The organism is Flavobacterium sp. HJJ, assembly GCF_015351475.1.
GTDB classification, from domain to species: domain Bacteria; phylum Bacteroidota; class Bacteroidia; order Flavobacteriales; family Flavobacteriaceae; genus Flavobacterium; species Flavobacterium marginilacus.
The window spans coordinates 138100-152496 of sequence record NZ_JADKPR010000011.1 but is presented as its reverse complement, the minus strand read 5'-3'; the positions used below and the strand labels follow the sequence as shown (position 1 = coordinate 152496).

The following is a 14397-nucleotide window of genomic DNA, read 5'->3' as shown; positions in this document are numbered from 1 at the left end:
AGTTAATAGAATTCTAAGATCATAGCACTGCCTTTAAGACTTAAATTTCAGCATCCCCCACGTGTTCTTTATCTCTTCATCAACAAGAGCATCATCCCCTTTATTATAAAAAAACAATATCTCAGCTCTTCCCACATTATCTTTATATTCTATTATTTTTTTACATCTGTCATAAATTCCTTTATACTTTTTCGTTATCTTCATGTTGTAAATTATACCTCTATCAGCACTTATTTTTTTTAATTGAAGAGAATCGAGATACTTCACTTTATACCATGTAGTATCAGCCTCATAAGCTATCGCCTCTAGATTAATCTTTGTTGGGTTTCCAAAAACTTCCCTTATGCGTTTCCCTCTTGGTGTATCGTCAGCCATGATATAAATCATAGCAAAAGCAACTACAATATCATGCGTTTTGCTTTTTATACCATGATCAAATGCACTTTGTATAAAATTTTCATTGCCATTATAACAACTTTCTACCTCTATCCCATAATAACTGTTAGGAGCTTGATATACCATATTATACCACTTATTACCTGCTTTTTCTTTAAATTTTTCATCTAATTGGTTTTGTGCATGCAAAGAAAAGTCAAAATAAACGATTGTTATTAATACAAAAACAAGTTCAAACCCTTTCTTTACTAATGATTTGTGTATCATATATTAAAAGTTAAAAAAAGTATATAAATTATCTTATCAAGAAATATTCTATAATCCACTTACGCCTGTATATTTTTCTATACAATCAATGTCAATATATTTTATTACAACACCATTTTGAGAATCACTACAAATATATTTAGAACCATCAGCAGTTATCCCTGTTATTACTACAGCATGAAGATTTGAAGAAACTCCATTTGAACTATAAGCACGATAAATACCAACTGCAAAATTTGTACCACCAGCAACAATAAAACTACTCAATTGATTAGTAGATGTTATATATGACCTATTAAAATATTGATCTGCAAAATTAGAAAATACGTTTACATCAACACCACCTGATGCAGGACTTATACATCCTTAACTAATTACCGATGTATATATTATTATGGTCGATTTTCCACAACAATTAAAAACCAATTATGGTACTGTTTTGGATTTTAAATTTGAAGCAAAGGGAACAGCAGAAATAATCACCAACGACAGACGATTAATTTTGCGTTTATTTGATAATTTGAAATACATTATAAAAAAATAAAACAAAATCTATTTCCACTTCAAAGTTTCCATCAATCGCTGCATATCATTTTTAATATAACTTGCCGCAGGCATAATGGAATCATAATTAGGCTTAGCATAAAAATAAACTGATCCTGTAACAAAATGTTTAACACTGTCAGTTACATAAAACTGAGAGTTGGTCGCGGCATTTCCATCTACCTGATAAAACATGCCATACACTTTTTTATCTTGATTTATATATGGCTGTTCCAGAATATCGTCAGCTTTGATAACATGCTCGTAAGTTAGTTTCTGAGCATCTCTAAGCAATTTATTTATATTATTATTTACCGGTTTATAGGTCAGGTAAATTGTTGCCTTCATCTTAGGATATGTAATCGAGTAACCGCAGTCTTTATCTTCTTTTATTATTGCTTTGGAGTTCATATCAAATTCAAATGGGCAGTGTCCTTTAAGACCAACATATTCCGCTTCTGGATAATCCAGTCTTAGATAACTCGCTGGTTTAGGCAAAACATCATTTTTACAACCTGCTAAAGACAGGAAGAAAGCAAAAAACACAAAAAGAGCAGTAATTTTATTAAGCATTTTATATTATTCAATCGTTACTTTAATTTGTTTAACCCGTTTTTGATCAACAGATTCGATGACAAACGTACAGTTTTCAAAAACTATTTTCTGTCCTTTTTTAGGGAAATTGCCTAAAATTTCTAAAATAAACCCAGCCAATGTTTCTGCCTCCCCTTTTTGTTCTTCGAATAAATCTTCATCAACATCAATAATTCGGAAGAAATCCTTCAGGTTTATTTTGCCCTCAAAAATATAATTTTTATCATCGAGTTTCGAAAAATTAACAAATGTATCATCATACTCATCATTTATTTCACCCACTATTTCTTCAATAACATCTTCCAGCGACACCAATCCTGATGTTCCTCCGTATTCATCCACTACAATAGCCAAATGACTTTTCATGCTTTGAAAATCTTTGAGCAGATTATCCAGTTTTTTATTTTCGGGTACAAAAAAAGGCTCTCGCAGTAAAGTCACCCAATCAAACTCGCTTTTATTAATATACGGAAGCAGATCCTTAACAAACAGTACTCCTTCGATCTGGTCAATGCTCTCGCGAAACACTGGAATTCTTGAAAACCCTTTTTCAATGATTTTCGGATAAATTGCAGCAAAAGGCTCTGTTATTTCCAATGCAAAAACATCAATCCTTGGACTCATCACCTGCTTAGTATCGGTATTGCCAAAAGAAACAATTCCTTCTAAAATCTTCTGCTCTTCGGTAGTAGTTTCGCCACTGTCTGTCAGTTCCAGCGCCTGCGATAATTGATCAACTGAAAAATTAGATTTTTGTTTCCCAAGTTTATTCTGCAAAAACAAGGTTATCGAACGCATTGGTATGCTTATAGGCGACAAAATTTTATCTAATCCTGAAACGGGATAAACAATTAATTGAGCAAACTTTATATTGTTTCTGCTGGCATACACTTTTGGTAGCACTTCACCAAAGAGCAATAACAGGAAAGTAACTAAAATTACTTCGGTTATAAATTTTAAAACCGGTGAATCGATAGAAGCAAAAATGTTTTTACCAACAAAAGAAAACAAAATCACCACTCCGATATTAATGAAATTATTTGCAACGAGAAGTGTCGCTAAAAGTTTTTTGGGTTTTTCCAATAGCCGTGCAATTATTTTACCCTTGGTGTTATTTTCCTGTATAGATTCGTCCAAATCTTTTTGTGATAAGGAAAACAAAGCAACTTCAGCACCTGAAACTATTGCGGAACAAAACAGCAAAATTATGATTCCGACAAAACCAAAAATTAAGGTAAAGTCAACTTGAGAAGCTATCTCTAAACTGGGCTCTGGGTCCAAATTGGCATGAATTAGTTAAACAATCAAAACGGCAGGTCATTAATAGGCAAGTCGTTATTTTGAGATTCAAAGTTAGTGTTTTTTGCTGATTCCGAAGAATTTATTGCCCTATTGGTTTCAGTTTCCTTTTTGGTGTTCAAAAAAGTAAACTCCGTAACCTGTATTTCCATTGTATGCTTAACAGAACCGTCCTCGGCCTGCCACTGCCGTGATTTTATACGGCCTTCCACATAAATTTTATCTCCTTTGGAAAGATATTTTTCACATATTTCGGCTGCTTTGTTGCGCACAACCAGATTATGCCATTCGGTCGAAGTAATTTTTTCGTTGGTCGTTTTATTGACATAGACTTCATTGGTAGCCAGCTGAAATCGGCCGATGCAGTTTCCTCCTTCAAAATAGTGCATTTTGACATCATCGCCAAGATAGCCTATAAGCATTACTTTATTTAATGTTCCGTTCATGATTTGGTGGTATTTCTACCAAAGGTACATTATTTTTCAATACATATTTATTAGGATTTATCAGAGACAGCTGATTTTAAAAGTCTGAGACATGAATCGCATGAATTAAAAATTTCACAATTTCACAATTCAATTTAAAGAACAAAAACTCATCGTTTTCTGGTTTCGGGTGAGGGATGGAAGCTGGTTACCGAAGTAACGCGGACAGCCCGACGCTATAAAGCAATGGGGCCGAATACCCGTTCCTATGAGCTGGCCCCGCTGCTTTATAGCGGCACCCCCAAATTGTTTTACAATTCCTGTTCAATAAAATTGTGAATAACTACGGGAAAGGGAAATGTTTTGGCGGTTTTGATATCCATTCCGTCTTCGATAGTCCCTTTTAAATTTGCTTTCCAAAATTTGATGTAAAGATGCTGATGCGAAAGTTTATGAACAATACTTTCTTCATTATATTCCATCAGGCTCTCGATCTTATTTCCCTTGAAAAAATGGCTGTTGATCTGCTGGGCTACGGTTTCAAAATCTTCGGCTTTGTCGGTTTCGATCAGCGGGAACTCATACAGATTGTGCCAGATTCCTTTGGAAGTACGTTTTTGAATAACGGTGTTTTCCAATTCATCGACAGCTACTATATAATTAAAGTAGCGGTTTCGGACTTTGGTCTTCTTTAATTTAACAGGTAATTGACCGACTTTCTTTTTCTGCAGAGCGGCACAGCTGTTATTAAATACACATTCAGCACAATTGGGGTTTTTCGGCACACACTGCAGGGCTCCAAATTCCATTATCGCCTGATTAAATAATGCAGGATTATCTTTTGGCATTAATTCAAAAGCCAAAGCAGCGAATTCTTTTTTGGCAGAAGCCTGAGCAATATCAGTTTCTATGTCAAAGTAACGCGAAAGCACTCGAAACACATTTCCGTCGACTACTGGAACACATTCATTATAGGAGAAAGATGCAATTGCGGCGGCGGTGTATTCACCAATTCCTTTCAGTTTTAATAAGTCTTTATAATTATCCGGAAAAACACCGTTCATTTCATAAGCAACTATCTGTGCTGTTTTGTGCAGGTTTCTGGCACGGGAATAATAGCCTAATCCCTGCCAGAGTTTAAGTACTTTTTCCTCATTGGCGTCTGCTAAATCAAAAACCGTCGGAAAAGCCTCGATAAAAGATAAAAAATAGGGCAATCCCTGCGCTACTCTTGTCTGCTGAAGCATAATTTCGGAAAGCCAAATCAGGTACGGATTGACAGTTTTGCGCCAAGGCAGATCCCGCTTATTCTGCAAGTACCACTTAATTAGATCGTTATAAAAAATCATCTTAATATTTTAGAAAACAAAAGTAATTGTTTATGTAATTAAATTTTAACGATTTAGGTTGATTTATTCTTTTTTTAATTCATATATTTGCAAACTCAAAAAAATTATTACAACATAATAAAAAGGAAAGAAAATGACGAAAGCAGATATCGTAGCGAAGATTTCAGAAAAATTAGGTCTTGAAAAAGGGGATGTGCAAGCAACCGTAGAGACTTTTATGAACGAAGTAAAAAACTCACTAGAGACTGGTGACAATGTTTACCTAAGAGGTTTCGGTAGTTTTATCGTTAAAACAAGAGCTGAAAAAACTGGAAGAAATATTTCCAAAAATACCACTATCAAAATTCCTGCACACAATATTCCTGCATTCAAACCTGCAAAAGTTTTTGTTGAAGGCGTAAAAGTGAACAACGAAGCAAAATAACACTATTAATTAATTATAAATCTATTAGATATGCCAAGTGGTAAAAAAAGAAAGAGACATAAGGTAGCAACGCACAAACGCAAAAAAAGAGCGAGAGCTAACCGTCACAAAAAGAAAAAGTAGTTTTAAACTACTTTTTTCTTTTTTAAACGTTCATTGAAATCGAGGAAAAGAAAATAGAAGAAAGAAAACAGAAGAAAGACCAAAAATCTTTATTCTTTCATCTTGCATCTCAAAGATATTTTTCCTCACCGGGTAAACAAACCTGTTCAAATATTGTTTAATCCATCTGTAAATAAGATTTTAGATCTTAAATTTTAGATTATAGATTTTTTCAGTCTATTCTCTTTTTTCTATTTTCTATTTTCTGAAAAAACAGATAAAAATTTACAAATGAATAAAGAATTAATCATTCGATCTAGTTCTGATTTCGTAGATTTTGCCTTATTAAAAGATGGAAAACTAATTGAATTACACAAAGAAGAAGAGAAAAGCAACTTTCAGGTTGGCGATATTTTTATTGCCAAAATAAGGAAACCCGTTGCTGGACTTAACGCTGCTTTTGTAAATGTAGGCTTCGAGAAAGATGCCTTTTTACATTATCACGATTTAGGACCTAACTTAGCTTCCCAGCTGAAATTCATAAAACTTGTAAGCGCAGGTAAAATAAAAGATTTCTCCCTTAAAAACTTTCAGTTTGAAAAAGAAATAGACAAGAACGGTACAATTACAGATGTAATCAACGCCAATCAGTCTGTTTTGGTACAAGTCGTCAAAGAACCAATATCGACCAAAGGTCCTAGATTAAGCGCAGAACTTTCTCTGGCAGGAAGATTTATTGTTTTGGTTCCGTTTTCTGACCGCGTTTCTATTTCTCAGAAAATAGAAGACAAAAAAGAAAAGGAACGTTTGAAACGTCTTGTACAATCAGTCAAACCAAAAGGATTTGGCGTTATTGTTCGCACAGTAGCCGAAGGCAAAAGCACAGTAGAATTAGAAAAAGATTTGCAGAACCTGCTAAGCAGATGGAATGCAATGTGTAAAAAATTACCAACTGCTCATCATCCATCCAAAATATTAGGAGAACTCAACAGAGCCTCTTCTATATTAAGAGATGTATTTAATGATACCTTCAGCGGTATCCAGATTGATGATGAAGAGTTGTACCACCAGACAAAGGATTATGTGCAGGAAATTGCACCATCCAAACAATCAATTGTTAAGTTCTATCAGTCTAAGGACACTCCTATTTTTGAGAAATACAATATAGAGAGACAAATCAAGACTTCATTTGGGAAAACCGTTTCCATGAGTAAAGGAGCTTATCTTATCATAGAACACACCGAAGCACTGCACGTTATAGACGTAAACAGCGGCAACCGTTCTAACAAAGCCACCAACCAAGAGGACACAGCCATGGAAGTCAATATGATTGCAGCCGCCGAAATAGCAAGACAATTACGTCTTAGAGATATGGGCGGTATCATAGTAGTTGATTTTATCGATATGTCGAATCCCGAAAATCGTAAAGTCCTGTTCGACTTCCTGAGGGAAGAAATGAGCGACGATAAAGCGAAACACAAAATCTTACCACCGAGTAAATTTGGGCTGGTCCAGATTACCAGACAACGCGTAAGACCAGAAGTTATTATCAAAACAAGAGAAGAAGATCCAAACAATGAAAACGGCGAAATTGAAGCGCCGATTTTAATCATTGACAAAATCGCTTCCGATCTTGAAAGAGTATTAAAAACCCACAAAAAAGTAGTGCTTAATGTACATCCTTTTGTGGCTGCATACCTCAGTAAAGGTTTTCCATCATTGCGTTCAAAATGGTTTTTTGAACACAAAAAATGGGTGAAAATCATACCACGTGACGCTTACACGTATTTAGAGTACCATTTCTATGACAAAAAAGGAAATGTTATCAACGAATAAAACAAAAACCGCTTTTCGAAAGATTGGCGGTTTTTTTGTGCATTTTTAAAAAATATTTATCAAAAGAAACAGCTGTTAAAAAAGCTTTTTTTATTATTTTCACTACATATAAAAGCAACTATTTTCTTAAATTTGCGGTACCATTAAGATGAAATACGAAGTGAAACTATTACAAAGTCAAAAGAAAAGAACTCAGCTTTTTACACTTCTATGTTTATTTCTTTTTTCCTGTTCCTTTGCCCAAAAAGACTCCATTTATTTTGATTACTGTTGGAAAAACTGCCCAAAGAAACAAGCAATATATTACCGTATTCCGTCTGAAAAAATAGAAACCAAAAAAGCAGTCGGCTATCCTATCAGGAATATAGATTCTGTCTATTGTATAAAAGACTATTATTTAAAAAATCATAAATTACAATTTCAAGGTTATTCCAAAGACAAAGAAGGACAGGAATTAATCGGTATTTCGACATGGTATGACGAAAACGAAACACTTTTATCAACCCAAAACTATAATCGCAAAGAAAGCCACACTCCAAAACTTCTGGACTGGCAACCCATTTTTTACATTAATTATTCGATAACAGTCAAAAGCCAATTTACAGGCGGTTTGGAATTTTGCCTGGACTGCGAGAATAAAACCAAACTTTTTATGGGTTTAGGATATGGAATAAGCAGTTATGACGGTAAATACTTTGGTATTCCCGATGCATATTTTTCTTTGAACACGGGAAACGCCATATTTATTAAAGCCGGAGGTTCAAACCGTAACCTGTATTCACTTGCCGGACTGTCATTTTTGAATTTTATCGATTTCGGATTTGGTTATTCCTATCCTTTAACACAAGATGAAAAACCGGAATTAAAAGGTTTTACTTTTGGACTGAACTTCAGAATCACTAATAACAATAAAGCCTATATTCCACTCCGAATTGGTTTTTAAAAACGAATCTTTCTGGCGAAAATTGCTTCATTTAAAATCCTCGCATAACATTATATTTACGATTTCATCGGATTTTAATAATCTCATTTTTAAACAAATAAAAAAAGTAAGGTTTTATTTTTACCATTATTAATTTTATGAAAATGAAGAAGCTTTTAGAAATAATAAACAAAAACAACTTTTTTTATATTGGCAGTTTGCTATTGACTATCTCGGCTGTTCTTTTTTTATGCACTAATACAAAGGCTGACAGCTTCATTATTCTGAATAGCTTCCACACACCTTCACTAACAGTCTTTTTTCAAAATATTACTATTTGCGGAGATGGCCTTTTCTCTTTATTGCTATTTGCGGTTATCATGCTTTCCTTCAAAAAACATAGAGAATTAGGAATGCTTTTGCTCCTTGGGTATTTAAGTTCTGGCATTTTATCCCAAATCATAAAACATTTTGTTATGTCTCCAAGGCCTAGCGTATATTTCGAATCTCTTCATTACAGCTATTATTTGGACACTTTTTCAAATTGCAGAATTGGATTCCGAAGTTTCCCTTCTGGTCATACCGCTTCGGCATTTGCAATGGTGACTGTTTTTGCAAATTATTTTAAAAGAAGGCATATCTGGGCTTTTTTATTGTTATTTGCAATGGCGATAGGATATTCCCGAATTTATCTGGCCCATCATTTCCCAATTGATGTATTGGCGGGAGCTACTTTAGGCATTCTATCAGGTACTTTCAGCATTTTATGGTACAGAAAAAATAAATTCAAGATCAAAAAAGCGGGTATTCAAATTACAAGGCAATACAACTTAGCGATGCACAATTTTAAAACTCAGCATAAACCAAAAATAAATGGATCTTATTAAATTTTTTAAATTTGGATTGGTTGGGTTTTCCGGACTCCTGATAGATTTCTCAATAACTTGGATTTGTAAAGAAAAATTGTTGCTTAATAAATACCTTTCCAATTCATTGGGATTCCTTTTTGGTGTTGTAAACAATTATTTTCTGAATAAATATTTTACTTTTCACAATACCGACAACCATCTTGCAACTCAATTTTTAAGTTTTCTGATTATCTCCGTTATCGGGTTTTTATTGAATACCTCGTTTCTTTATTTACTCCAAAAAAACACCAAAATCAATTTCTATGTCTGCAAGGCAATCGTAACAATAATTGTTTTCGTCTGGAATTTTACGGCAAACTCATTGTACACCTTTAAATTATAATGAAAGAAAACCAACAATTAACCTTAATTATAGCACTAGCAACTCTCGCCAGATGCATTATAGCCATATCAATTTGCTTGGGCAACGACGAAGTGTATTATCTGACGTATGCCCAGCACCTGCAATGGAATTATTTTGACCATCCGCCAATGGTCTCCTTGCTAATTCGGCTGACAACTTTTAATCTCAATTTGACTAATGAGCTTTTTGTGCGTTTGGGATCAATTATTTTTGGAGCTGTTAACACTTATCTTATTTATTACATCTGCAAAGGAATTAAAAATAAAAAAGCAGGTTTAATTGCTTCGTTGCTTTATTCAGGTTCCTTGTATTCGAGCATAATTGCAGGAGTATTTATTTTACCGGATTCTCCACAATTATTTTTTTGGCTGATTAGTATTCACTTTTTAATTCAGATTGTTTCAGGAACAGCCGAAGCTAAAAAACTTAACAACCGCCTAATTCTATTTGGTTTATTCAGCGGATTGTGCATTATGAGCAAAATTCACGGGACTTTTTTATGGGTAGGTTTTGGATTATACATTTTGTGTTACAAAAGGGTTTTATTAAAAAATGGTTACCTGTATTTAGCAGTCCTGATTACTTTGCTCATTATTTCGCCAATTTTAATTTGGAACATCGAAAATCATTTTATAACCTATACCTATCACAGCCAAAGAGTCTCAATTAGCAGGGGAATCAATATTTCCGGCTTTTTCAGAGAGTTTTTTGGAGGCTTTTTTTATAACAATCCGATTAATTATTTTTTGATATTTTGTTCTTTAATCGCAATTTGGAAAAACAAAATCGACATTTCGACAGCTGTCAAAAGACTGCTTCTTTTGATAAGCCTTCCTTTAATTCTATTGTTACTTTCTATCTCTTTCTTCAGAGACACTTTGCCTCATTGGTCAGGTCCGGCCTTTGTTACACTATTGATACTCGCTTCTTGCTATATTTCCGATGAAATAGAAAAAACCAAGGATAGAAATTCAACATGGAGAAAATTAGTAAATTCCTCCTATATATTGATTTCTGTAATTGCGCTGGCAGGCATCCTAACCATAAATTTCTACCCTGGAACAATTGGAAGCAAAGATGAAATATCCTTGGGCAAAAAGGATTTTACACTTGATATGTATGATTGGAACTTCTTCAAAACTGAATTTGAAAAAGTCCGCAATAAAAACATACAATCGGGTATAACAAAAACCACTTTCGTCATAAATAACAAATGGTTTCCTGGAGCACATATTGACAATTATATTGCACAGCCTCTGGGTTTGGACTTTATAGCTTTAGGAAAGCTGGAAGACATTCATACTTATGATTGGTTAAATGCATATAGAAAACAGCTAAAAATTGGTGATGATGCTTATTTTATTACTGTTTCGAATAGCTTTAGTGATCCGAATGAATTATACAAAAAGAGTTTTGAAAAAATTAATCCCCCAATAATTATTAAACAATTTAGAAATAAAAAACCTGTGCGAAATATGCTGGTTTATTTACTTCAGAATTATACTGGAGAATAACATTCAACCCATTGGGTTAAATTATTTTTAACCACATAGAAACATAAAATTTCCTATGTATTTAAAAGAATTTGATAGGCGTTTTACTTTTCGCATAGCCAATCTATGTGAAAAACAGTGCTGTTTTCTATCTATTCTTTGACGATTAATTATAAATCTATGTCTCTATGTGGTTAATTTTTTATTTAATTTGAATTTCATCCAACGGGTTAACATTCATTCTAAAGTTACTCCTTCACAATCTCAATTTTTCTTCGGATTTCGTTTCCAAATTCATCGACTACGGTGATGTAATGGAATCCCGTTGTGGCCGAAATAGGCATTTCGTGAAAAGTTTTGGTTGTACCTTTAAAAACATTATCGACATACCAAAACAGTTTGCTTTCGCGTTGCGAATGGGCAACTTTCAGGATTACGGGCTGTACTTCGCTGTTGAAATTTTTAGTCAGATAGATTTTGCTGTTGGTTTTGGGGTAAATAAAATCCATTGTCGCGGTTTGCGACCCCATACAATCATTTCTGAACGGGGGCAACGGCAGATATTCTATGTGTTGGCTTTTGTAGTACCAAGCCATTACGGGAGGCAAAACAAACCAATTTTTGGTCACAATATTATCGACACTTTCACAACTGCTGTTGACCTGAAACTGCAGTATTTTATCCAAATGCACCGTTTTGTGATAGGGACAAACAGCCGTGTTTTTTCCTTTTTTGGGAACCCACTGTTTAATCGTCGGACAGCCTTCTTTGGCGATATATCCGCTCAAATTACAAACCTCAACTTCTTCCAAATCCTTATATGGGGTATCGAACCATCTCTGTCTTGGCAACAAATTAAAAACATCAAATAAAATAGGAGCCGAACTGCTAACTCCCGTCAATGTTGGTCTTCCCTCACCTGTCGCATTGCCTACCCACACTCCTACCACATATCTTGCGTTCGTTCCTATCGCCCATGCGTCGCGATTACCAAAACTGGTTCCGGTTTTCCAAGCAATCTTGAGCGAACTGTCATAAAATTTCCAAGCCTCGTCTCCTTCAGGGCGATTAACCTGCTCCATTGCGTTGTACGTAAGCCAAATCGAACCAGCTCCCAAAATGTTCTTTTGCTTCGTCTCGTCCCCAAAATCCACTTGAAAACGATCATCATAATTGAGTTCTGCAAATTCATTGGTTCTGTATTGTCCATTATTTTTATTGAAATAATTCAAAGTGGAAGATAAGCCTGCATAAGTTCGGCACAAATCCCACAAATTACTTTCGGCTCCACCCAAAATAAGCGACAAACCATAATGATCAGGCGGTTTTGAAATATCGCGCAACTTGAACCGTTGTAATTCTTCATAAAATTTATTCACGCCAAAATCCTGCAACATCAATACGGCAGGAATATTCAGCGAACGCGATAATGCTCTGTGTGCAGGAACAGCTCCATCAAATGTCAGGTTGAAATTTTGCGGTGTATAACCCGAAATCTGCGTCGGAATGTCTGCCACCAATGTATTGGGCAACAATTCCCCGTCGTCGAGCATAGCACCGTACAAAAGAGGTTTGAGAATACTCCCTGTGCTTCTTGGTGCATCGATAATATCCACATCTTTTTGATGGTTCCCATCCGTAGGCGAATTCCCAACGTAACTCATCACTTTTCGATTGGACACATCAATTACCAAAATAGCCAAATTATGGACTTCATTTTGTTTGTATTGATTATAGTAATACTTCGCAATTTGATTGACCCTGTTTTGCAATCCAATTTCAATAGTCGTTTTCACCCTTGTTCCCGGTTGATTCTTGGCAACACGTTGCAACAAATGGGGTGCAATTTGAGGTAAATCATACGGCTTTTGTGGCAAGGGTTCGTCTATCGAAAGGTCGTAGGTCTGTTTGTCAATTACTCCTTCTTTATTCAATTTCAGCAAAAGCCGGTTGCGTTTATTCAGTAATTCCGTTTGGTTTTTTCCCGGATAAATTAAACTTGGCGCATTAGGCAAAACAGCCAAAGTAGCACTTTCTGCCCACGACAATTGGTGGGCTTGCACCCCAAAATACCGCCAAGAAGCCATTTCGAGACCCACCACATTTCCTCCAAACGGAGCGTGCGAAGCATATAATTCCAAAATTTCGTTTTTGGAATATCCCAACTCCAATCGGGTGGCGAGAATGAGTTCGATTATTTTCTCAAAATAGGTTCGGCTCTTACCATTTCTAGACAAGCGGATTACCTGTTGCGTCAAGGAGCTTCCCCCACGAACAACTTTGCCTGCTCTTCGGTTTTGCTGAAAAGCATTGAACATCGCCATAGGATTAAATCCTGGGTGCTTGTAGAAATACTCATCCTCAAAATAGACAATGCATTTCTTGAATTTATCGGGAACGCTGTCTTGGGCAGGAAACCGCCATTGACCGTCAAGCGCAATTTTGGCACCAAGCAATTCTCCTTCCCTGCTTTCAATCACCGTAGAATAAGGCTTCTGAAACAAAGTCCTTGGCAACGAAAAATAATAAATCAGCAACAACAGAAATGCTATTGATGATTTTATTTTATTCTTTTTTATCCAATTGATGATGCGTTGTGAGAACGCAATTAGTTTATTTTTCAAAGTTTTTTTATTTACCATCCTAACAGGTTTCCAAAACCTGTTAGGTATAATTTTTTTATTCCTAAAAGAAAATTTTACAGCCTAACCCTATAGATACCTAACAGGTTTTGGAAACCTGTTAGGATAAAAACCTCAATATAAATTAGTAATCCATTTTATCAATAGTATCAACTACTCCTTCATAAACCAATCTTCTTTCATCATGATAAAACTTAAAGTTTTCTAATCCACCAAATAGCTTTAAAATAAAATCTCTATCAATACTCGTTTCTTTACTTGACATAAAAGAACGATAAGAAGAATGTAAATAAGCTTCGAATGATTTCGTAAAATTATGTTTTACGGGATTTAGATGAACATACACGATCAATTGTTTCAGATACTCTTCGTTTTCAATTCTGTTTCGTTGTAAATGTTCCTGAAATAAACTTCCTGTTCTGTTATAGGCTGTATTTATACTTTTGGCATACGAATTAAAAAAATTAGAAAATGGTAAATGCACTTTATCTTTGAAATTATCCGACAATTCCATTTTATCTTTAATCCTTACGACTATATGAAAATGATTCTTAAGCAGGCAATAGGCATACACATCCGCAACAGGCAAAAGGTATTTCTTCATTTTCTCAAGAAAAAAATTATAGTTTCTGTCTTCAATAAAAATATTTTCTTTGTTGTTCCCTCTATTGTAAATGTGATAGTATTGCCCTGATTCGAAAATATCTTTTTCCATATTTCTTATTTTATATACCCAAAAGGTCTTTCTATCCTAACAGGTTTCCAAAACCTGTTAGGTTTAAATTTCATACCTAAAAAAATCGTACTAATATAATACCTAACAGGTTTTGGAA

14 protein-coding genes are annotated in these 14397 nt (G+C 34.7%); 6 read left to right on the top strand and 8 right to left on the bottom strand.

The window, feature by feature from the left end:
* Positions 1-33 precede the first annotated feature (33 nt).
* The 6 genes from IRZ80_RS10840 to mutY all read right to left on the bottom strand — a co-directional run bounded on the left by IRZ80_RS10840 (position 34) and on the right by mutY (position 4873).
* Positions 34-663, bottom strand: coding sequence for a hypothetical protein (locus IRZ80_RS10840; RefSeq protein WP_194641582.1), 630 nt, complete (start codon positions 661-663; stop codon positions 34-36).
* Positions 664-711: 48 nt separating this feature from the next.
* Positions 712-930 (bottom strand): hypothetical protein, encoded by a 219-nt coding sequence (locus IRZ80_RS10835; RefSeq protein WP_194641581.1) that lies wholly within the window; start codon positions 928-930, stop codon positions 712-714.
* Between the two features lie 285 nt (positions 931-1215).
* Positions 1216-1779 carry a gliding motility lipoprotein GldD gene (gene gldD / locus IRZ80_RS10830; protein ID WP_194641580.1) on the bottom strand — a complete coding sequence of 188 codons (564 nt, stop codon included), beginning with the start codon at positions 1777-1779 and terminating at the stop codon, positions 1216-1218.
* 6 nt (positions 1780-1785) lie between these two features.
* Positions 1786-3081, bottom strand: a complete 1296-nt coding sequence (locus tag IRZ80_RS10825) for a gliding motility-associated protein GldE (RefSeq protein WP_194641579.1) — start codon at positions 3079-3081, stop codon at positions 1786-1788.
* Between the two features lie 23 nt (positions 3082-3104).
* Complete coding sequence (locus IRZ80_RS10820; RefSeq protein WP_194641578.1) at positions 3105-3545, bottom strand: single-stranded DNA-binding protein; 441 nt, start codon at positions 3543-3545, stop codon at positions 3105-3107.
* 290 nt (positions 3546-3835) lie between these two features.
* Positions 3836-4873 (bottom strand): A/G-specific adenine glycosylase, encoded by a 1038-nt coding sequence (gene mutY / locus IRZ80_RS10815; protein ID WP_194641577.1) that lies wholly within the window; start codon positions 4871-4873, stop codon positions 3836-3838.
* Positions 4874-5006: 133 nt separating this feature from the next.
* Between mutY and IRZ80_RS10810 the strand changes: the two genes are divergently transcribed.
* The 6 genes from IRZ80_RS10810 to IRZ80_RS10785 all read left to right on the top strand — a co-directional run bounded on the left by IRZ80_RS10810 (position 5007) and on the right by IRZ80_RS10785 (position 10943).
* Entirely contained in the window at positions 5007-5297 is a 291-nt protein-coding gene (locus tag IRZ80_RS10810; RefSeq protein WP_035634379.1) for an HU family DNA-binding protein, read from the top strand.
* 393 nt (positions 5298-5690) lie between these two features.
* Positions 5691-7235: a ribonuclease E/G gene (locus IRZ80_RS10805; protein ID WP_194641576.1), complete on the top strand. Its 1545-nt coding sequence runs from the start codon at positions 5691-5693 to the stop codon at positions 7233-7235.
* 160 nt (positions 7236-7395) lie between these two features.
* A complete protein-coding gene (locus IRZ80_RS10800; RefSeq protein ID WP_228520872.1) occupies positions 7396-8178 on the top strand; it encodes a hypothetical protein in 783 nt (260 codons plus the stop codon).
* A 143-nt stretch (positions 8179-8321) separates the two neighbouring features.
* Entirely contained in the window at positions 8322-9044 is a 723-nt protein-coding gene (locus IRZ80_RS10795) for a phosphatase PAP2 family protein (RefSeq protein ID WP_194641574.1), read from the top strand.
* Positions 9031-9408, top strand: a complete 378-nt coding sequence (locus IRZ80_RS10790; protein ID WP_194641573.1) for a GtrA family protein — start codon at positions 9031-9033, stop codon at positions 9406-9408. The genes IRZ80_RS10795 and IRZ80_RS10790 overlap by 14 nt, the downstream gene beginning before the upstream one ends.
* On the top strand, positions 9408-10943 hold the full coding sequence (locus tag IRZ80_RS10785) for an ArnT family glycosyltransferase (protein WP_194641572.1): 1536 nt from the start codon (positions 9408-9410) through the stop codon (positions 10941-10943). Before IRZ80_RS10790 ends, IRZ80_RS10785 begins: the two co-directional genes overlap by 1 nt.
* Before the next feature lie 227 nt (positions 10944-11170).
* On the opposite strand, the gene pbpC is transcribed toward IRZ80_RS10785, so the two are convergent.
* Together pbpC and IRZ80_RS10775 are read right to left on the bottom strand one after the other, a co-directional pair.
* Entirely contained in the window at positions 11171-13546 is a 2376-nt protein-coding gene (gene pbpC / locus IRZ80_RS10780; protein WP_194641571.1) for a penicillin-binding protein 1C, read from the bottom strand.
* 142 nt (positions 13547-13688) lie between these two features.
* On the bottom strand, positions 13689-14279 hold the full coding sequence (locus IRZ80_RS10775) for a transposase (RefSeq protein WP_194641570.1): 591 nt from the start codon (positions 14277-14279) through the stop codon (positions 13689-13691).
* Positions 14280-14397 lie beyond the last annotated feature (118 nt).